General features: G+C 69.7%; 21 protein-coding genes and 1 pseudogene. 8 read left to right on the forward strand and 14 right to left on the reverse strand.

Annotated elements, in window-relative coordinates; genetic code table 11:
• Window positions 1-19 precede the first annotated feature (19 nt).
• Both ACFY10_RS04450 and ACFY10_RS04455 read left to right on the forward strand, forming a co-directional pair.
• Window positions 20-1,174, forward strand: coding sequence for a serine hydrolase domain-containing protein (locus tag ACFY10_RS04450; protein WP_390663537.1), 1,155 nt, complete (start codon window positions 20-22; stop codon window positions 1,172-1,174).
• Window positions 1,175-1,297: 123 nt separating this feature from the next.
• On the forward strand, window positions 1,298-2,041 hold the full coding sequence (locus ACFY10_RS04455) for a hypothetical protein (protein ID WP_390663538.1): 744 nt from the start codon (window positions 1,298-1,300) through the stop codon (window positions 2,039-2,041).
• Between the two features lie 27 nt (window positions 2,042-2,068).
• Here the strand turns inward: ACFY10_RS04455 and ACFY10_RS04460 are convergent, their stop codons facing one another.
• Window positions 2,069-2,659 (reverse strand): TetR family transcriptional regulator, encoded by a 591-nt coding sequence (locus ACFY10_RS04460; protein WP_390663539.1) that lies wholly within the window; start codon window positions 2,657-2,659, stop codon window positions 2,069-2,071.
• Between the two features lie 25 nt (window positions 2,660-2,684).
• Window positions 2,685-3,695 (reverse strand): aldo/keto reductase, encoded by a 1,011-nt coding sequence (locus ACFY10_RS04465; protein WP_390663540.1) that lies wholly within the window; start codon window positions 3,693-3,695, stop codon window positions 2,685-2,687.
• Window positions 3,696-3,860: 165 nt separating this feature from the next.
• Here ACFY10_RS04465 and ACFY10_RS04470 point away from each other — a divergent pair, with 165 nt between their 5' ends.
• A complete protein-coding gene (locus ACFY10_RS04470) occupies window positions 3,861-4,907 on the forward strand; it encodes a chitinase (RefSeq protein WP_390663541.1) in 1,047 nt (348 codons plus the stop codon).
• Here ACFY10_RS04470 and ACFY10_RS04475 read toward each other — a convergent pair.
• Together ACFY10_RS04475 and ACFY10_RS04480 are read right to left on the reverse strand one after the other, a co-directional pair.
• Window positions 4,904-5,515, reverse strand: coding sequence for a LysE family translocator (locus ACFY10_RS04475; RefSeq protein WP_390663542.1), 612 nt, complete (start codon window positions 5,513-5,515; stop codon window positions 4,904-4,906). The two genes, ACFY10_RS04470 and ACFY10_RS04475, sit on opposite strands and share 4 nt — an antisense overlap.
• A gap of 246 nt (window positions 5,516-5,761) precedes the next feature.
• Complete coding sequence (locus tag ACFY10_RS04480; RefSeq protein ID WP_390663543.1) at window positions 5,762-7,144, reverse strand: glycine--tRNA ligase; 1,383 nt, start codon at window positions 7,142-7,144, stop codon at window positions 5,762-5,764.
• 183 nt (window positions 7,145-7,327) lie between these two features.
• Between ACFY10_RS04480 and ACFY10_RS04485 the strand changes: the two genes are divergently transcribed.
• The 4 genes from ACFY10_RS04485 to ACFY10_RS04500 all read left to right on the forward strand — a co-directional run bounded on the left by ACFY10_RS04485 (window position 7,328) and on the right by ACFY10_RS04500 (window position 10,475).
• Window positions 7,328-8,290 carry a metal ABC transporter substrate-binding protein gene (locus ACFY10_RS04485; protein WP_390663544.1) on the forward strand — a complete coding sequence of 321 codons (963 nt, stop codon included), beginning with the start codon at window positions 7,328-7,330 and terminating at the stop codon, window positions 8,288-8,290.
• Window positions 8,287-9,084 (forward strand): metal ABC transporter ATP-binding protein, encoded by a 798-nt coding sequence (locus tag ACFY10_RS04490; protein WP_390663545.1) that lies wholly within the window; start codon window positions 8,287-8,289, stop codon window positions 9,082-9,084. The genes ACFY10_RS04485 and ACFY10_RS04490 overlap by 4 nt, the downstream gene beginning before the upstream one ends.
• A 10-nt stretch (window positions 9,085-9,094) precedes the next feature.
• Window positions 9,095-9,997, forward strand: a complete 903-nt coding sequence (locus ACFY10_RS04495) for a metal ABC transporter permease (RefSeq protein WP_390663546.1) — start codon at window positions 9,095-9,097, stop codon at window positions 9,995-9,997.
• Between the two features lie 61 nt (window positions 9,998-10,058).
• On the forward strand, window positions 10,059-10,475 hold the full coding sequence (locus ACFY10_RS04500; RefSeq protein WP_390663547.1) for a Fur family transcriptional regulator: 417 nt from the start codon (window positions 10,059-10,061) through the stop codon (window positions 10,473-10,475).
• Between the two features lie 3 nt (window positions 10,476-10,478).
• Here ACFY10_RS04500 and ACFY10_RS04505 read toward each other — a convergent pair whose 3' ends face one another.
• The 6 genes from ACFY10_RS04505 to ACFY10_RS04530 all read right to left on the reverse strand — a co-directional run bounded on the left by ACFY10_RS04505 (window position 10,479) and on the right by ACFY10_RS04530 (window position 15,131).
• Entirely contained in the window at window positions 10,479-10,979 is a 501-nt protein-coding gene (locus ACFY10_RS04505; RefSeq protein WP_390663548.1) for a YcxB family protein, read from the reverse strand.
• 79 nt (window positions 10,980-11,058) lie between these two features.
• Complete coding sequence (locus tag ACFY10_RS04510) at window positions 11,059-12,399, reverse strand: histidine-type phosphatase (protein ID WP_390663549.1); 1,341 nt, start codon at window positions 12,397-12,399, stop codon at window positions 11,059-11,061.
• 37 nt (window positions 12,400-12,436) lie between these two features.
• Complete coding sequence (locus ACFY10_RS04515; protein WP_390663550.1) at window positions 12,437-13,288, reverse strand: isoprenyl transferase; 852 nt, start codon at window positions 13,286-13,288, stop codon at window positions 12,437-12,439.
• A 33-nt stretch (window positions 13,289-13,321) separates the two neighbouring features.
• Window positions 13,322-14,071 carry a DNA repair protein RecO gene (recO, locus tag ACFY10_RS04520; protein ID WP_390663551.1) on the reverse strand — a complete coding sequence of 250 codons (750 nt, stop codon included), beginning with the start codon at window positions 14,069-14,071 and terminating at the stop codon, window positions 13,322-13,324.
• A gap of 205 nt (window positions 14,072-14,276) precedes the next feature.
• Window positions 14,277-14,900: a DUF1266 domain-containing protein gene (locus ACFY10_RS04525; protein ID WP_390663552.1), complete on the reverse strand. Its 624-nt coding sequence runs from the start codon at window positions 14,898-14,900 to the stop codon at window positions 14,277-14,279.
• Between the two features lie 15 nt (window positions 14,901-14,915).
• Complete coding sequence (locus tag ACFY10_RS04530) at window positions 14,916-15,131, reverse strand: hypothetical protein (protein WP_390663553.1); 216 nt, start codon at window positions 15,129-15,131, stop codon at window positions 14,916-14,918.
• 156 nt (window positions 15,132-15,287) lie between these two features.
• Here ACFY10_RS04530 and ACFY10_RS04535 point away from each other — a divergent pair.
• Window positions 15,288-15,380 (forward strand): annotated as a pseudogene (locus tag ACFY10_RS04535) (transcriptional regulator); the annotation flags it as partial.
• 90 nt (window positions 15,381-15,470) lie between these two features.
• Here ACFY10_RS04535 and ACFY10_RS04540 read toward each other — a convergent pair.
• The 4 genes from ACFY10_RS04540 to ACFY10_RS04555 all read right to left on the reverse strand — a co-directional run bounded on the left by ACFY10_RS04540 (window position 15,471) and on the right by ACFY10_RS04555 (window position 19,416).
• Window positions 15,471-16,463, reverse strand: a complete 993-nt coding sequence (locus ACFY10_RS04540; RefSeq protein ID WP_390663554.1) for a DUF6879 family protein — start codon at window positions 16,461-16,463, stop codon at window positions 15,471-15,473.
• 79 nt (window positions 16,464-16,542) lie between these two features.
• Complete coding sequence (locus ACFY10_RS04545) at window positions 16,543-17,514, reverse strand: SCO2521 family protein (protein WP_390663555.1); 972 nt, start codon at window positions 17,512-17,514, stop codon at window positions 16,543-16,545.
• A gap of 1 nt (window position 17,515) precedes the next feature.
• Window positions 17,516-18,502 (reverse strand): SCO2522 family protein, encoded by a 987-nt coding sequence (locus ACFY10_RS04550; protein ID WP_390663556.1) that lies wholly within the window; start codon window positions 18,500-18,502, stop codon window positions 17,516-17,518.
• Window positions 18,499-19,416, reverse strand: coding sequence for an SCO2523 family variant P-loop protein (locus tag ACFY10_RS04555; RefSeq protein WP_390663557.1), 918 nt, complete (start codon window positions 19,414-19,416; stop codon window positions 18,499-18,501). Before ACFY10_RS04555 ends, ACFY10_RS04550 begins: the two co-directional genes overlap by 4 nt.
• Window positions 19,417-19,418: the final 2 nt, after the last annotated feature.

The following is a 19,418-nucleotide window of genomic DNA, read 5'->3' on the forward strand; positions in this document are numbered from 1 at the left end:
CCGACCGGAAGGCCTACCGATGAGCGCTCCGCGCCTGCACGACATCCTGCGACAGCACGTCGACCGGGGCACCGTCCCGGGCGCCGTCGCCCTCGTGGCCTGCGGCGACGACGTCGAGGTGGTGACCGTCGGCTCGGTGGACACCGAGGGCACCGCACCGATGGCACGGGACTCGATCTTCCGTATCGCGTCCATCACCAAGCCGATCACGGCGGCGGCCGTACTGACGCTGGTGGAGGACGGGGTGCTGACCCTGGACGCACCGGTGGAGGAATGGCTCCCGGAGCTGGCGAAGCCGGTGGTGGTCCGCGCGCCCGAGGCCCCCGTGGAGGACGTGGTGCCGGCCTCCCGCCCGATCACCGTCGAGGACCTGCTCAGCTCCCGCACCGGCTGGGGCCTCTCCGAGAACTTCTCCGTGCCCGCCATGCAGGCCCTGCTCTCGGTGCAGCAGCACAACCGCCCCTTCCGGGAATGGCCGGACCCGGACGCCTGGCTGGGCCTGCTCGCCCAGGTGCCGATGCTGCACCAGCCGGGCGAGGCCTGGCTGTACGGCACCTCGTCCGCCCTCCAGGGCATCCTGGTCGCCCGGGCCTCGGGCCGTACGCTCCCCGACTTCCTGGCGGAACGGATCTTCGAACCGCTGGGCATGCGGGACACGGCCTTCGAGGTACCCGCGGCGAAGCGCCACCGCTTCACCTCGTCCTACGCCCCGGCCGCGGACGGCACCCTGAACCTGACGGACACTCCGGACGGCGACTGGAGCAGCGTCCCGCGCTTCCCCTCGGGGGGCGGGGGCCTCGTCTCCACGGCCGACGACTGGCTCGCCTTCGCCCGCCTGCTCCTGAACGCCGGCACCACCCCCGACGGCCACCGTCTCCTCTCCCCCACCTCGGTCAGCCGCATGACCACCAACCACCTCACCGCCGAGCAGCGAGCCGCCGCCACCCTCTTCCTTGAGGGCCAGGGCTGGGGCTACGGCGGCCAGGTCGACGTCACCCCGGCCGACCCCTGGAACGTCCCCGGCCGCTACGGCTGGATCGGCGGCACCGGCACCACGGCCCACATCACCGCGCCCACCGGAACGGTGGCGATCCTGATGACACAGGCGGGGATGACGAACCCGTCACCGACGCCGGTGATGCGGGACTTCTGGCGGAGCGCGGCGGGCGGCTGAGCGCTCCGCCGGCCGTGCCGGTTTGCGGCTCCGCCGCGGGGCCGCGATCGGCTGTCGATCGCCTTACGTGCTTGGACCGGCCCGGCGGCTGGGTTCCGGAGGGCCGGCTCTACGATCCCGCGCATGACCAAGTTCATCGCCACGGTGTGCCTGCCACCGACCAGACTTCGCAAGCTCGGGCAGGCGATAGTGGCCGCCATGGCGCCGTTCGACCACAACCTCACCGACGACTGGAACCCGGTGGGCCAGTGGGACTGGTGGGCCATCGACGCCAATACACAGAGCCCCTACCTCGTCCTGCCGGCCCACCAGGGCAGCCGCAAGCTCATCAGGGCCTCCACCGTCCCCAACAGGGACTCCGGTCTCGCTCCCCTGGGGCCACTGGAGTGCTACGGCGGTCCCCGGGGCCTGCTCGACCTCGACGCCATGCGGCAACAGGCGGCGCACCGGCACGACGCCCTGTGCGCCGCCTGGGAGGAACTGACCGCGCTGCATCCTCCGGCCCGCCCGCTGACCGAGTTCGTGGCCCGCCACGAGTCCGATCCCGACGGCTACTCCATGGCGGACGCCAAGGAGGACCACCTGCTCCAGCCGCTGGTGCAGGACGTGGCGCAACGGGCCGTCACGGGCGACGACCCCCACTTCGGGATGTCGTTCCTGCTCAACGACCCGGTCGCGTACTTCGCGCAGCAGCGCGACGACGCCCGGGAAGCGGCGATCCGGTGCGCCGTGCCCGGCTTCGCCCTGCTCTCCCTCGACGGCACATGGACGGACGCGGGCACCGACGGCTACTGGGAGCGGGCCAACAGCTACCTCGACGGCCTCCCCGCCGAGGCGGTCGTCGTCGACGTGCTCTGCCACTGCTAGGCGCTCCGCGCCCCTCTTGGGGCGCCCCTAGGGGCGCAGCCCCCGCACCAGCAGGTCCACGACCGCCTCGAACTCCGCCTCCACGCCCGGCTGTTCCCACTCCTTGGCGTAGCCCGGGTCGTGGAAGCGGCCAGTGGCCTGGAAGAGGGCGCGGGCCGCGGTGGCCGGGTCGGCGACCGCGAAGGTGCCCGCTTCGACACCGTCACGCACGATGGCCGTCAGCTGGTCGGTCAGTTCGGTGATGTGGGCGCCGACCACCTCGCCCGCCTCGACGGCCAGGACCGAGTACGTGGCGAACAGCTCCGGGTCGATCCCCGCCTTCCGGCGCTTGGCGGCGAAGAGCGCCGCGAGCCACTCGCGCACCCGCACCTCCGGGTCCCGGCCGGTGTCGGCGGCGATCCCGGCGAGCAGCTCCGTCGTACGGTCCAGCCACTGCTTCGTCACCGCCGCCCGCAGCGCCGCCTTGGTCCGGAAGTGCCGGTAGACGCTGCCGTGGCTGACGCCGAGCGCGCGGGCCACGTCGACCACGGTGGCCTTGGCCGGGCCGTAGCGGCGCAGCACCTCCTCGGTGGCGGCGAGGATGCGCTCGGCGGTCAGGGTCTCGGTGGTCGGAGGCATGGCTAGACCGTACCTGGCACCGCGATCAGCGCTCGCTGTCGAGCATGGCCATCTGGGCCGGGGCGTAGCGCTCGCCGGCCGCCGCATCCGCCGGTACGGCCGCCTCGATGGCGGCGAGGTCGGCCGCGTCCAGGGTCACGTCCAGCGCGCCCAGCGCCTCGCCGAGCCGCTCGCGGGTTTTGGCGCCGACCAGCGGCACGATGTCCTCGCCCCGCGAGAGCACCCAGGCGATGGCGATCTGCGCGACGGAGACACCCTTCTGTTCGGCGATCTTGCGCAGGGACTCGACCAGCGTGAGGTTGTGCTGGAGGTTGTCGCCCTGGAAGCGGGGCGTGTGGGCGCGGAAGTCGTTCGCGGCGAACCCCTGGCCGGGCGTGACATGGCCGGAGATCAGCCCGCGGGAGAGCACGCCGTACGCGGTGACGGAGATGCCCAGCTCACGCAGCGTGGGCAGGATCTCCCGCTCGGGGCCGCGGGAGATGAGCGCGTACTCGATCTGGAGGTCGGCGATCGGGGCGGTGGCGGCGGCCCGGCGGATGGTCTCCGCGCCGACCTCGCTGAGCCCGATGTGCCGGACGTACCCCTTCTCGACGAGTTCCGCGATCGCGCCGACGGTCTCCTCGATCGGCACGTTCGGGTCGAGCCGGGCGGGACGGTAGACGTCGATGTGGTCGACGCCGAGGCGCTGGAGGGAGTACGCGGCCCAGGTCTTCACGGCGGCCGGGCGCGCGTCGTAGCCGAGCCACTCGCCGTCCGGGGCGCGATGGGCGCCGAACTTCACGCTGGTCAGCGCGTTCTCCCGGAGGGCGGCCGGGGCGGTGCGCAGGGCCTCGGCGATCAGCAGTTCGTTGTGGCCCATGCCGTAGAAGTCGCCGGTGTCGAGCAGGGTCACGCCGGCCTCCAGGGCGGCGTGGATGGTGGCGATGGACTCGGCGCGGTCCGCCTCGCCGTACATGCCGGACATGCCCATGCAGCCGAGGCCGAGGGCGGAGACCTGGGGGCCGGTGGTTCCGAGGTTTCGGGTTCGCATCGTCATGCCCTTCACCCTCCCATGACAGCTGACAGATTTCAATATCTGTCAGCTGTCACTCCAACTTTCCCACTCACCCCGCCTTACTGGTCCAGACCTATTGACGAGAGGTCTGGACCAGAGCACTGTCATGCCTACGACACCTCACCGCACCCCCACCGGGAGGCCCGTATGTACCGCCGCGCCCTGCGCCTGCTCGCCGCCGCGCTGACGACCGCCTGTCTGACCCAACTGCCCGTTGCCACTTCCGCCTCCGCCGCCGACACCTGCGCGGTCAAGTCGAAGCCGTCCGGCAAGGTCCTCCAGGGCTACTGGGAGAACTGGGACGGCTCGGCGAACGGTGTCCACCCGCCCTTCGGCTGGACCCCGATCACCGACTCCCGCATCGCCGCCCACGGCTACAACGTGATCAACGCGGCCTTCCCGGTGATCCGTTCGGACGGCACGGCGCTCTGGGAGGACGGCATGGACTCGGGCGTGAAGGTGGCGACGCCCGCGGAGATGTGCGCGGCGAAGGCGTCGGGCCAGACGATCCTGCTGTCGATAGGCGGCGCGACGGCCGGCATCGACCTCAACTCGACCGCCGTAGCGGACAAGTTCGTCGCGACGATCGTCCCGATCGTGAAGAAGTACAACTTCGACGGCATCGACATAGACATCGAGACGGGCCTGGTCGGCAGCGGCAACATCACCCAACTCTCCACGCCCCAGGCCAACTTGATCCGCATCATCGACGGGATCCTGGCCCAGATGCCGTCGAACTTCGGCCTCACCATGGCCCCGGAGACGGCCTACGTCACCGGCGGCAGCGTCACCTACGGCTCGATCTGGGGCGCGTACCTCCCGATCATCAAGAAGTACGCCGACAACGGCCGCCTGTGGTGGCTGAACATGCAGTACTACAACGGCAGCATGTACGGCTGCTCGGGCGACTCGTACCAGGCGGGCACGGTGCAGGGCTTCACGGCCCAGACCGACTGCCTCAACAAGGGCCTGGTCGTGCAGGGTACGACGATCAAGGTGCCGTACGACAAGCAGGTCCCGGGCCTGCCCGCCCAGTCGGGCGCGGGCGGCGGCTACATGTCACCGAGCCTGGTCTCCCAGGCGTGGAAGCACTACGGCACCGCACTCAAGGGCCTGATGACCTGGTCGATCAACTGGGACGGCTCGAAGAACTGGACGTTCGGCGACAACGTGAAGTCGCTCCAGGGCCGCTAGTGCGCGGTCAGCGCCAGCTTCGCGCCGAGCGCCACGAACGACCCCGCGAAGCTCCGCCGCAGCCACGCCATCACACGCGGCCGTGAGGTGACGTGGCTGCGGACCGAGGCGGCGAGGATCCCGTACGCGGCGAAGACGACGAAGGTGGCCAGCATGAACACACCGCTCAGCCATAGCATCCGCGGCAGCGCGTGCGGTGCGCCCGGGTCCACGAACTGCGGCAGGAACGCGAAGAAGAAGATCGTCAGCTTCGGGTTGAGGATGTTGATGAGCACGCCCCGGACGACCACCCGGCCCGCCGAGCTCGGGGCGGTCTCCTCGTCGACGGCGATCGCCTCCTTGTCCCGCACCGTCGCCCACGCCATATAGAGGAGGTAGGCGACACCGGCGTACTTGAGGATCTGGAAGGCCGCCGCACTCGCGTTCAGCAGCGCGGCGAGACCGGTGACCGTGGCCAGCACATGCGGCACGATCCCGAGCGTGCAGGCGAAGGCCGCGACGACACTCGCACGACGGCCACGGGACAGGCCTGCGGCGAGGGTGTAGACGACGCCGGTACCGGGAGTCGCGACGACAACGAGGGTGGTGAGGAGAAAGGCGAGGCTCATGAGCCCAGCCTGGTCATGGAGCGGCCCCCGACACAGGACCAATGGGGGACCGTTATCGAGAGCCAATGTGGGGCGCCAATGTGGGGCGCAATGTCGGCAGCCAATGTCGAGGGCCAACATCGAGGGCCAACATCAAAGCGCCGGACGAGCATTCTCAGCCCGTCCGGCGTTTGAGGACGAGGCCCCTTAAGGGCCGAAGCGGGGGGCTGGGGGCGGCAGCCCCCAGAGACGCCCGCCCCAGTGGACCTAGGCGCCGACGAGACGCCCGGCGAGGTACCCCTCGATCTGGTCCAGCGACACGCGTTCCTGCTTCATGGAGTCACGCTCACGCACCGTCACTGCATTGTCGTCCAGCGTGTCGAAGTCGACCGTCACGCAGTACGGCGTACCGATCTCGTCCTGGCGCCGGTAGCGGCGGCCGATGGCGCCGGCGTCGTCGAACTCGATGTTCCAGTTCTGCCGCAGCGCCTGGGCGAGACCCTTGGCCTTCGGGGACAGCTCGGGGTTGCGGGACAGCGGCAGCACCGCGACCTTCACCGGAGCCAGGCGGTGGTCGAGGCGCAGCACCGTCCGCTTCTCCATCTTGCCCTTGGCGTTGGGCGCCTCGTCCTCGACGTAGGCGTCGAGAAGGAAGGCGAGCAGCGCACGGCCGACACCGGCCGCGGGCTCGATGACGTACGGCGTCCAGCGCTCGCCGGCCTCCTGGTCGAAGTAGGAGAGGTCCTGGCCGGAAGCCTTGGAGTGCGAGGAGAGGTCGTAGTCGGTGCGGTTGGCGACACCCTCCAGCTCGCCCCACTCGTTGCCGCCGAACTGGAAGCGGTACTCGATGTCGGCGGTGCGCTTGGAATAGTGGGAGAGCTTCTCCGCCGGGTGCTCGTACCAGCGCATGTTCTCCTCACGGAGACCAAGGCCCGTGTACCAGTTCCAGCGCTGCTCCATCCAGTACTCCTGCCACTTCTCGTCCTCGCCCGGCTTGACGAAGAACTCCATCTCCATCTGCTCGAACTCGCGGGTGCGGAAGATGAAGTTGCCGGGCGTGATCTCGTTGCGGAAGGACTTGCCCATCTGCGCGATGCCGAACGGCGGCTTGCGGCGCGAGGTGGTCTGCACCTGGGCGAAGTTGGTGAAGATGCCCTGAGCGGTCTCCGGGCGCAGATATGCGATCGAGCCGGAGTCCTGCGTCGGGCCGAGGTGCGTCGAGAGCAGACCCGAGAACTGCTTGGGCTCGGTGAACTGGCCCTTGTTGCCGCAGTTCGGGCAGTTCACGTCCGCCAGGCCGTTCTCCGGCAGGCGCTTGTGCTTGGCCTCGTAGGCCTCTTCCAGGTGATCCGCTCGGAAACGCTTGTGGCAGGAGGTGCACTCGGTCAGCGGGTCCGTGAAGGTGGCGACGTGACCGGAGGCCACCCAGACCTCGGGGGCCAGGATCACGGACGAGTCGACACCGACCACGTCCTCGCGCGACGTCACCATGTAGCGCCACCACTGGCGCTTGATGTTCTCCTTGAACTCGACACCCAGCGGCCCGTAGTCCCAGGCGGCGCGCTGGCCGCCGTAGATCTCACTGCAGGGAAATACGAAGCCACGGCGCTTGCTCAGGCTGACGATGGTGTCGATCTTGTCGGCGGCCACGGTGCTCTCTTCATTACGACGACGGGCGACGAAGCGAGACGCTTCAGAGCGAATGCTTCAGGGTACCGGCGGGGGCTCCCTCCCAATCAAATCGGTTCGGCTGAGGGTCCTCGCAGTGGGCTTGGACGAGCCTTTACCGAGCTTTGTTGACAACGGTTTCCATGTTTGTTGAAAATGACTGTCATGAACGTACGACGACAGCACATATCCGCGATCGCGATCGCGGCAGCCACCACCCTCGGCCTCGGCACCCTCTCCGCCTGCTCGACCGACAGCGCGGCCGCGGGCAATACGGACAAGTTCGACGTCGTCGCCTCGTTCTACCCACTGGAGTTCCTCGCCGAGCAGATCGGCGGGAGCCATGTGCACGTCACCAACCTGACCCAGCCCGGGCAGGAGCCGCACGACCTGGAGATCAGCGCCCGGCAGACCGCGCAGCTCCAGGAGTCCGACGCGGTGCTCTACCTCAAGAACCTCCAGCCCGCCGTCGACGACGCGGTGGCCCAGTCCGAGGTCAAGACGAAGATCGACGCCGGCTCCCTCACCTCGCTGGAGAAGCACGGCAACGAGGTCGGCGGCCACGCGGCCCAGCACGACGACTCGCACGGCGGGGAGGAGTCGGGCGGCATGGACCCCCACATCTGGCTCGACCCGGTGCGGTACGCCCAGGTCGCCAAGGGGGTCGGCGCGGCCTTCGAGAAGGCCGACCCGGACCACGCGGCCGACTACAAGAAGAACACCGCGGCCCTGGTCAAGAAGCTCGACGAGCTCAACACCCAGTTCAAGGAAGGCCTTTCGGGCTCCAGGTCCAAGGTCTTCATCACCACACACGCCGCCTTCGGCTACCTCGCCGAGCGCTACGGCCTGACCGAGGAGGCCATCAACGGCCTCGACCCCGAGTCCGAGCCGAGCGCGGCCCGGGTGAAGGACCTTGAGAAGATGGCGAAGGCCGACGGCGTCACCACGGTGTTCTACGAGACGCTCGTCAGCGACAAGACCGCGAAGACCATCGCTGCCGACGCCGGACTGAAGACGGACGTCCTCGACCCGATCGAGGGCATCACGTCGAAGTCCCGCGGCAAGGACTACTTCTCGGTCCAGGAGGCCAACCTCAAGGCGCTGCAGACGGCCCTGGGATCCAAATGACGTTTACGGAGGACGACATGGGCGCCTTGGGCGAGCCCGTCATAGCGCTGCGCGGGGTCCGCGCCGACCTGGGCTCGCGCCCCGTCCTGCGCGGAATCGACCTCACCGTGGCACGCGGTGAGGTCGTCGCGCTGCTCGGCGCCAACGGCTCCGGCAAGTCGACCGCGATCCGCACGATCATCGGCCAGGTGCCGGTGAGCGCCGGTGGGATCGAGCTGTTCGGCACGGAGCGGAAGCGGTTCCGGGACTGGGCGCGGGTGGGGTACGTGCCGCAGCGCACGACCGCCGCGGGCGGCGTCCCCGCCACCGTCACCGAGATCGTCTCGTCCGGCCGGCTGTCCCGGGCCCGCTTCGGCGTGCTGCGCAAGGCGGACCACGCGGCCGTACGCCGGGCGCTGGAACTGGTCGGCATGGCGGACAGGGCCAAGGACTCGGTGAACGCCCTCTCCGGCGGCCAGCACCAGCGCGTACTGATAGCCCGCGCGCTCGCCGCCGAACCCGAACTGCTGATCATGGACGAGCCGATGGCGGGCGTCGACCTGGCCAGCCAGGAGGTGCTCGCGCAGACGCTGCGGGAGCAGGTGGCGGCCGGCACGACGGTCCTGCTGGTGCTGCATGAACTCGGGCCCCTGGAGCCCCTGATCGACCGGGCGGTCGTCCTGCGCGACGGCTGCGTCCTGCACGACGGCCCGCCCCCGCAGGCGGTCGGCCAGCACGCGCTGCCGGGCCACGACCACGTACACCCCCATGCTCCGGCGGGCGCGGAACCGCTCCGCACGGGCCTGCTCAGCTGAAGGACCTGAGATGGACTTCCTCGACTACGCCTTCATGCAGCGGGCCCTGCTCGCCGCCGTCCTCGTCGGCATCACGGCCCCGGCGATCGGCATCTACCTCGTGCAGCGCCGCCAGGCCCTGATGGGCGACGGCATCGGCCACGTGGCGATGACGGGCGTCGGCCTCGGCTTCCTGCTCTCCGCGTCCCCGGTGTGGATGGCGACCCTCACCTCCGTGCTCGGCGCGGTCCTCATGGAGCTGATCCGCTGGTACGGCCGCACCCGCGGCGACATCGCCCTCGCGATGCTCTTCTACGGCGGTATGGCCGGCGGCGTGATGTTCATCAACCTCGCGCCGGGCGGCTCGAACGCCAACCTGACGTCGTACCTGTTCGGCTCGCTGTCGACCGTCTCGGATTCGGACGTGACGGCGATCTGCCTGCTCGCGGGCTTCGTCGTGCTGGTCACGCTGGGCCTGCGCCGTCAGCTCTTCGCGGTCAGCCAGGACGAGGAGTTCGCGCGGGTGACGGGCCTTCCGGTGCGCGCCCTGAACCTCCTGACCGCCGTCACGGCGGCGGTGACGGTGACGGTCGCGATGCGAGTGGTGGGCCTGCTGCTGGTGAGCGCGCTGATGGTGGTGCCCGTGGCGGCGGCACAGCAGTTGACCCGCAGCTTTGCGGCGACGTTCGCGATCGCGGTGGCGATCGGGGTCTCCGTGACCATCGGCGGCACGATCACGTCCTACTACCAGGACGTGCCGCCCGGCGCGACGATCGTGCTGCTGACCATCGGGGCCTTCATGGCGCTGACCGCGCTGGCGGCCCCGCTGGCCCGCCGCCGCGCCCGCGCCGCAGCGGCCGGACAACCCGCGGGCGACCCGGCGGAGTGCGCAATTCCGGCCGGCCGGGAGCCCACCGGCAAGGTCGGCGTCTGACTGCGCACAGGCCGGGCTGGCACAATGGCCCGGCAAGCGCAGACGTAGGAGGAGGCAACCGGTGACGACCGCTGGACCGCCCGTGAAGGGCCGCGCCACCCGGCAGCGTGCCGCTGTGGCGGCGGCGCTCGACGAGGTCGACGAGTTCCGCAGCGCGCAGGATCTCCACGACATGCTCAAGCACAAGGGCGACTCGGTCGGCCTGACCACGGTCTACCGCACCCTCCAGTCCCTCGCCGACGCCGGCGAGGTCGACGTCCTGCGCACGTCCGACGGCGAGTCCGTCTACCGCCGCTGCTCCACCGGTGAGCACCATCACCATCTCGTCTGCCGGGTGTGCGGCAAGGCGGTCGAGGTGGAGGGGCCCGCGGTGGAGAAGTGGGCGGAGGCGATCGCGGCGGAGCACGGGTACGTCAACGTGGCGCACACCGTGGAGATCTTCGGTACGTGTGCCGACTGCGCGACGACGGCGGATTGACCGTCAGACGCGGGTGAGGTGCCGGTTCAGAAGGTCCCGCAGACGGTCCACGTCGGCCGGATCGGCTGCGCCGCCCTTGGGAATGACCGTCACGCCGCGTCCGCCCCGGTCCGGGGTGCGCAGGATGAAGACGCGGTCGCCCTCGGCGTAGCTGCCGAAGTACCCCCATCGCATGCGCGCGTCGGCCTGCGCTCCGGCCAGTAGCACGCCTTCCTCGTCCAGGGTCACGCGCATGCGGCCCTGGTGCTCGCTCACCCTGCGGGCGTTGCGCGCCCCGATGTGCGGCCAGTAGTACAGCAGCACCGCGTAGAACAGGAGCAGGACCGCTCCGGGGTTCACGCTGTGGCCGCCCAGCAGGTCGAGGGCGATCAGCGCCACCCCCAGCAGCCCGAGGGGGATGATCGAGGACAGCCGGAAGATGAAGAGCGAGCGCTGCTTGGCCACCTTGAGCCGGACGGCTTCCAGGAAGTCTGCATGCTCCTGGTCGAACTCCAGGACGATCACGGCCCCCCACTTTCTCTCTGTCCAGGTGCTGAGGCCGCGATCGTATTGGCTGAAACCGAGCACAGCCGAGCCGGGTCGCTCACGCCCGCCCGAAGCAGCGCTCCAACTCGTCGAGGTCGTAGAACTTGCTGCCGCCCTTGGAGACCGGACGGCAGCCCGCCCTGAAAGCCGTCTCCCGCTCGTTGTAGAGCATGCGGACCAGGTAACGGCCGTCCTTCTCGAAGACGTCCCACTGGATGTTCGCGCCGAGGGGAGACACTGACGCCCCGCGCCACGGGTTGTCGGCGTACGTGTACGGCTCCCCGGGCGTGGCCGGTTCCGTACTGCCCGGCAGCCCCATCAGGGCGGCCAGCGGGATGATCTCCTCGGCGTGGGTGAAGCGGAGTTCGGCGCCGAGGTCGCTGGTGCCGGCCTTCTTCGCCTCGACCTGCTTGAAGAAGTCGGCGAGCAGGACACCGGCCATCTTGTACGTGATGTCGCTGTCCGAGAAGCCGGGGCCCTTCTCGTAGAAGTCCTCGGCGTCTGACAGGTAGCCGAACCAGGCGGCGTCGGAGCGGGAGATGTACCGCTCCATGCCCCAGCCCGCCCCGTCCGGGCTCTCTTCGACCATCGCGGGCGCGATCGCGTAGAGGTTGTACACACCCTGCGCGGCGGCGACCTGGTCCGCGTCGGCGAGCGCTGCCACGAAGTCGGCCTTGAAGAGCCGGCGCAGGACGCTGCGGGCGGCCTCGTGCGTCCTCGGCCCGCCGGTGATCGACTTCAGGGTGTCGGCGAGCCGCTGGTCGTGCGCGATGTAGTCGCGGTACGCCGCACCGCCCGCCGCCTTGTGGAAGTAGAGCAGGTCCTTGTCGGTACGGATCGGGCCTATCAGCGGCTTCAGGTCGGGATCGGCGGCGGCGAGGGCACCGGTGAACTCGTTGCCGCTGTCGATCGCCCTGCCCTGCCCGGAGCTGACGACGTCGATCTTCTCGCCGTCAGCGGCGATCTTCGAGAAGAGGGACGGCAGCCGCTCGGCCATCCGGTCGGCCGTGTCCCGCATCTCCTGCTCGCCGCGCCCGCTGAGGTTGCCGTAGCCCACCTGCGCCATCACGGCCTGCAGCGCGCGCACCTTCGGCCCGAACTCCTCGCCCCTGCCGGTGAGTTGGCCCGCCGTCTGCGCCTTGTCCCAGACGGCGAGGACCAGGTCGCCGTCCTCGCTGTCCGTCGCAGCGCGGGAGCCGTGCCGGGAGACGTTCTCCGTGAAGACGGGCGTGAAGCCGGCCGGGGGCTGCTGGTAGGTGCCGGGAGCCTGCTCGGGGGCGTACGGCGCCTTGGTGCCGTAGCTCTCGCGGTGTGCGGGCCGGTGCTGGCCGGCGGCCTGCGCGGGCAGGGCCGCGACCAGCAGGGTGCACAGAGCGAGGGTGCGGGTGACACGCTTCATGGCCGGATCTTCGGCGATCTCCATGAACCCCCGGTGGCTACGAGGTGGCCGGGCCGCCCTGCATGTCCCGCTCCATGGCGAGCAGTTCCTCGTTCGGGACGGCGCCGCCGAAGCGGCGGTCGCGCGAGGCGAACTCGACGCAGGCCCGCCACAGGTCGCGCCGGTCGAAGTCCGGCCACAGCACGTCCTGGAAGACCATCTCGGCGTACGCGCTCTGCCAGAGCAGGTAGTTGGAGGTGCGCTGCTCGCCGCTCGGCCGCAGGAACAGGTCCACGTCCGGCATGTCCGGGTAGTAGAGGTACTTGGCGAGGGTCTTCTCGTTGACCTTGGACGGGTCGAGGCGCCCCGCCTTCACGTCCTCGGCCAGGGCCTGCGCGGCGTCGGCGATCTCCGCGCGCCCGCCGTAGTTCATGCAGAAGTACAGCGTGAGGAGGTCGTTGCCCTTGGTCTGCTCCTGAGCGACCTGGAGCTCCTTGGCGACCGACTTCCACAGCTTGGGCATACGGCCCACCCAGCGCACCCGGATGCCCAGTTCGTCGAGGGTGTCGCGGGTCTTGCGGATGAAGTCGCGGTTGAAGTTCATGAGGAAGCGGACCTCTTCGGGCGAGCGCTTCCAGTTCTCGGTGGAGAAGGCGTAGAGGGAGATGTTGCCGACGCCCATCTCGATGGCGCCCTGCAGCACGTCCAGCACCCGCTCGGCGCCGACCTTGTGCCCTTCCGTCCGCGGCAGGCCCCGCTCCTTCGCCCAGCGTCCGTTCCCGTCCATGACGATCGCCACATGGTTCGGGACCAGCTCGCCCGGCAGCTTCGGCGCGCGGGCGCCGGACGGGTGTGGCTCCGGTGCCTTGTACTCGCGGCGCTGGCGTCCCAGGATCCCGCGTACGACCATGTGCTTCTCGTCTCCTCTGTTCCTCTGTGCCGCTTACGACTTTTCCACGTATCGAAGTGAGCGCAGGCCGCGCTCCAGATGCCAGTGCAGGTACGCGGACACCAGTCCGCTCCCCTCCCTGACGTACCGCGGCTCGCACGCGTCCGCGGTCTCCCAGTCTCCCGTAAGCAGTGCGCCCAGCAGTTCCAGGGTCTGCGGCGAGGGTACGACGCTGCCGGGCACCCGGCAGTCGACGCAGACGGCTCCGCCGGAGGCGACCGAGAAGAACCGGTTCGGCCCGGGCATCCCGCACTTCGCGCAGTCGCTGAAGGTGGGGGCGTAGCCGTTGACGGCGAGGGAGCGCAGGAGGAAGGCGTCGAGGACGAGGTGCGGGGCGTGCTCGCCGCGGGCGAGGGTGCGCAGGGCGCCCACGAGCAGCAGGTACTGCTGCACCGCCGGTTCGCCCTCGTGGTCGGTGAACCGCTCGGCGGTCTCCAGCATGGCGGTGCCCGCGGTGTAGCGGGCGTAGTCGGCGACGATCCCGCCGCCGTACGGCGCGATGGTCTCGCTCTGCGTGCAGAGGGGCAGGCCGCGGCCCACGAGCTCGCTGCCGCGCGCGAAGAACTGCACGTCGACGTGGGAGAAGGGTTCGAGCCGGGCACCGAACTTGGACTTGGTGCGCCGCACACCACGGGCCACAGCCCGTACACGACCGTGACCGCGGGTGAGCAACGTGATGATGCGGTCCGCTTCACCGAGCTTCTGGGTGCGCAGGACAATGCCGTCGTCCCGGAAAAGACTCATCGTGCACCGCCACGGGCTTCCGGCCGGGGGTCCGGGGGTTGGCCCCCGGGCGAACACAGCATGATGCGGTCCGCCTCACCGAGCTTCTGGGTGCGCAGGACAATGCCGTCGTCCCGGAAAAGACTCATGGCCGACCCCCGCGGGGTTCCGGCCGGCCGTCGTCGCGGAACAGACTCATGGAATCCATTCTCCCGTACGGCCGGAGTCAGCGGGCACGGTCGGGGTGACTGATGGTGTTCCAGGGGGCCAGGTTCCAGGGGCTGGCCCGGTTCGCCGGGTCCAGCAGGGCGCGCAGATGTGCGTCGGCGGCGGACTGCGGCGCGGGGAAGGCCGCGTCCTGGGTGCCGCGCAGCCCGTCCCGCCACACGGTCCGCCCGAGCAGGTAGTGATCGGCGTACTCCTGCCAGGAGGCGTACGTCCCCACGACCGCCGGCACGATGTTCTTCAGCGCGGTCCAGGCCTCGGCCTCGGTGACCATCCCGCATCCGAAGCCGAGCCGGGCTATGTCGGCGTACAGGGCGGCGTCCCAGGCGAGCGGTGAGACGCCGAGGAGTTGCTGGGCACGCGCGCGGTAGCCACTGCGCGACAGCTCGTCCAGCCGGTCGGTCAGCTCGGCGCGCGAGGTGATCTCCCACTGCTCGGCCAGCCAGCTGCGGGCGCTGTCGTCGTCGATCCGCGTGAACGGGTACAGGGTGGTCCGCGAGGCGCTGCGGTCCCGGCTGACCGGCGCGCTCAGCGACACCATCCAGAGCTGGTGTGCCGTGAGCGGGTCGGGGTACCGCCGCTCGGCCCGCGGCCTCCGCCATCTCCACATGCTCGACAGACTCATGCGCCCGCACCTTACTCAAGGCACTTCACCCCGGCTGCGGGCATTGGCGTACGCGGTCGCCGCGCTGAGCCGCTCGGCCTGGGTGGCCCCGCGCACGGCACTCGGATCGGCGTCCCACTCCCTGCCCCCGCCGTACGGTCTCAGTTGCACGTACGGCCCTTCGTGCCCCATGACGATTCCCACCTTTCCAGTACGCGTGTCCACGACATGAGCGCCGACGGGGGGTTTCATTTCCTCTCCTTAACGACCGTAACGAACACGACCCACAATTCATGGCGCCGGGTCCGTTGCGCCTCCAGCGTGCTCCCCTTTCTTTTTGGGTTTCACGCTTTTCCTCTCCAGCATGGACCGTTCCGCCTAGACTCGGCCGGAGTCTGCGCTCTACAAGTGGCGCAGGCGGCCTGGGAGTTCTTCGGGACGGAGCTGAAGAGGTGGAGGAAGGAAACGAGGTTCACTCAGGTGGAAGTGGGGGCCAGAGTTTTAGCGGAATGACAACGCGCATGGCGACGTGCATGACGATGCGCTGCAAAACCGATGGTTTTTTCGAGCGCCTTTGCCGAAAACTCATCGTCACTCGGCAACCCGGCGCAGTCGGCGGCGCACACTCCCCTGCTCCGGCTCGGGCTCGTTCTCCGGCTCTGTCGCCGCCCACAGCTCGTTGAACAGGTTGACGCGGTCCTCGACGTGCTCGTGTTTCATCCTCAGCATGGTCATGTCCGGCCTGACGTGATTGTCCGGCCGGGTCTCGTAGCAGAGTTCCCCGTCGAAGATGATGAAGTCCATCACCGTGCCGCCCGGATCCAGCTGGGACTGCACGCCGATACGCGCGTCGATGCCGTACCTGCGCTGCCGCACACAGAGCTGCTCGAGGGCTTCGGTGACCTCCTCCGGCTCGTCCACGAGGAACAGTCGCCGCACCTCCACACCCCGGGTCTTGATGGCCTTCTCCTGTGCGCTCAGATACCGCTTGGCGGGCTCACTGGACCAGAAGTCCCGGTCGACGGTCGTGCTCGTGGCGTACAGGGTCTTCTTGACGCATGTGGCGAGGTCGATCAGCCATTCGTGGTTCTCGAACGAGGAGTCCGCTCTGCCGCTGATGAGGTCCTCCATCAGCTCGGCGAGACGCTTCAGTTCCTCCTCGGCGAAGCTCTTGACGATGCCCGGCGCCTCGTCACCGACCTGGGTGTACGCCTTGACCAGCCGGGTCACTTCCTCGGAGCGGAGGACGGAACCGTCCACCTTGCTGAACAGCTCCGTCGCCTCGTTGATCTTGGCGAAGCTCTGGTCGACCGCCGCGCGCATCTCCGCGTGGTGGTTGGCCAGACTCTGCTTCATGTCGTCGATGTGCCGGCGCTGGCTCTCCTCGACCACCTCGAGGCGTTCCCCGAAGTCCACGAGGTACTGGACGATCAGCGTGGCGCTGCCGAGGACGATGGACGCCACCCACTGCCAGATGTCGTTGTTGTCCCCGTTCAGCAGGATGGTCAGCAGGAAGGCGCCGCCCGCCGCCGACGCTGTGATCAGGATCTTCCAGAACAGCTTGGGTATGCCCTGCCGCTGCATCCCCGCTCCGTTGTCCCCTGCCCCTAACGACGCTCCGCTCATGTGTCTCCCCCGTCGGGTATGTGGTTGGTGCCGCCCCTCAGCTCGTGCTCAGTGCCTGGTGCAGCAACGGTATGGCCTGGACGGCCAGTTGGTCCCGGATGCGCTGGACCAGGTTCTGCCATTGGCGAATGAACCCTGCTTCCCGTTCCAGCACTTCCCACAGGTGGACCAGTGAGCGGTCCACGTGCGCGTGCGGCATCCACAGATGCAGCAGATGGTCGACGGCCGGGCGCAGCGCCAGGACCGCGGCGCGCCCGTCCGCCGCGGCGAGCCGACTGCTGTCCAGCATGTGCACCACCGTCGTCAAAAGCCAGTCGTGGAGCGCGAGGTCTTCGCACAGACCCGCGGCCGCGGCGACCGGTGTGTCCTCCGGCAGCCGCAGCTCCAGGGTCCGCAGCCCGTCCTCGGCCAGCGTGAACCGGGTCAGTGCCGCCCGCTCCCCCTCGGGGATCCGGCGGGCGACCCAACGCAGCTGCGTGCGACGGGACTTGAAAGGGACCTTGCGATCCAGGAGTGGGTGGCGCAGCAGCCGCGCCAGCAAGGACTCGGCGATCATCCCGAGGTCGAGTTCACCGCGCCCGGCGCCGCGCAACACGCCCTCCGCGGTGGCCTGTTCGGGCAGTTTGCCGAACGGTTCGACCACACCGGGCCGTACGAGGTAGTGGCCCCAGGGGCGGCGCGTGTCGGGGCCCGCGGCCGGTGCGCTGAAGTACGCGGTGGACTGCAGCAGTCGGCCCTCGGTGAGCGCCGCGCGGGTGGCCACCGTGCCGACCGCCCGGACCTTGGCGCCGTTGGAGGTGGGCAGCCGGCAGTCCACTCCGGTCAGCGTCTCCGGGGACAGGGCGTACATGTTGGGCCGCTCGGAGACCCGGACGTGTTCGTCGGCGCGCAGCCTGAGCAGCTGGGCGGCGGCCCGCCCGTCCAGCGCCTGGAAGGACGGCAGCAGACAGGTACGGACCTCACCACAGGCGAGGACCGGGCGCACGGGCTGTCCGAGGGCCGTCGTCATGTCAACTCCCGTCGCTGGAAAGGGCGTTGACCGGCTCCTCGTAGAAGACGTACGTCGCACGCTGGGCGACCGCCGCCGGGACCGCGAGCCCTTCCCTGGCCGAGCGCTCGGCTACCTGCCCGAGCGCCCCGGAGTCGACTTCCGTCTGGTCGAGGATGAGCCGCACGGCGTCCTCGACGGCCAGGAACCGGTTCGGCATCAGCGTGCAGGTGCGGTAGGCGCTGAAGGCCGCGGCCCGCGGGTTGAGCTGGAGCAGGGGTGGCAGCCGGTCCCAGTCGTGCGGGAAGTCCTCGCCGGTCCAGGGGCGCGGGACCAGCACCGGCTCACCGAGGTGCCGTAGCAGTCCGAGCCTGGCCAGCTGCCATACGGCGGCCAGGAACGGGCAGGACCACAGCCGCCGGCCGTCCTTCTCGGACCACAGCTCGACGTCCATGAAGACGGAGTGGTTGCGGGCCGCGGTCTCCTGGGGCGGCTGCCAGCCCCTGACCTCGCCCAGCGCGGCGCGCTTCGTGGTGGGCGTGCGCTGTCCGTTGGCGAGCCAGCCGGTCTGGCTGACGGACGGACGGGAGCCGTAGCTGCCGGGCGGCGGCGATTCGACCAGGCGGTGCATGACGGACTCGGCGAGTTCGATCCGGTCGGCGACCGCGCAGCCCGACTCGCGGGCCAGGTAGTCGATGACCAGGCCCGCCTTCTCGGCCTCCTTCAGCACCAGCGGGACGAGTTCGGCGGGGGTGGAGAAGCGTGTGAAGTAGTCGTCGATCAGGAAGCAGGTGCTGATGCGGGGTCGCTTGCCGCCGATGCGCCGGGCGGCGGAGGCGCGGGCGGCGTCCACCCACAGCCGTACCTCGGCGAAGTGCTCGCGCAGCCGCTCGGGGCCCGCCTCGAAGTCCTCCATGTAGAGGTGGCCCAGCTCCAGGGAGAGGTGGGACAGCGGCACGGACTGGGTGCGGAGCTCCGCGGTGGTCTCCCGGAAGACGGCCTCGGTCACGCCTGCTCCCAGTACTTGTCGTCGGTGAGCCGGGCGGCCAGCCGGTTCAGCGCCCGCCAGGTCTCCATGTTGGCGATCTGGCTGTCCAGCACGTCCTCGTCGGTGATGAGCTGCTCACGCCATTGCAGGACCGGTTCGAGGGGAATGGAGCCGAGGACCTGGCTGTAGCCGATGCCGTGCGTGGAGGCGAGCTGCTTGAGGTCGCTGTCGGTCTTGCGCATCCACGCCGACTGGGTGGGCGAGACCTGCGACCACAGCGGCGACTCGGGATCGGGTACGGCGGCCCGTACGAAGCGGATGGCGCCGCGCAGCGCCTCCTCCTCGTGGCCGCGGTCGACACCGCCGGCGACGATGCCGCGCTCGCCGAAGACCAGGCTCGCGGCGGCCGCGACATGCTGGCGGGTCCAGCGGTGGAAGACCAGCCAGCGGGACGTGATCTCCCGCATCTCGGGCTGTGCGGTGGCCTCCAGGACCATGTCGACCGCGTAGGAGCGGCCGGCGCTGAGATCCACGACGACCAGGTCGAACTCGTAGTACAGCTTCATCAGCAGGTCGACGCAGAGCCGCACGTGGTCGCCGGTGGTGGCGAACTCGCCGCCGCTGACGTCGCCGGGCATCAGCACCAGACGGCCGCAGCCGGGCGGCGGGTCGCGCAGCACCTGGTGCTCGGTCCTGGCCCACACGTCGATGCGCTCCGGCTCGGCGACCTCCCCTATGAGGTAGGAGTGCAGGCCGCGGTCCTCGACGGCCTCGCGGGCATCGGCCACGTCGAAGACGGCCGAGGCGGTGGGCGAGCCGAAGTCGAAGTCCAGGTAGCAGACGTCGTCCCCGGCCAGCGCACGGTGGTAGGCGAGGTTGGCGCTGGTGACGGAGCGGCCCGTGCCCCCCTTGTCGGAGGCGGCGAAGATCAGCACCG

Source organism: Streptomyces sp. NPDC001401 (assembly GCF_042895385.1).
Classification (GTDB): Bacteria; Actinomycetota; Actinomycetes; order Streptomycetales; family Streptomycetaceae; genus Streptomyces.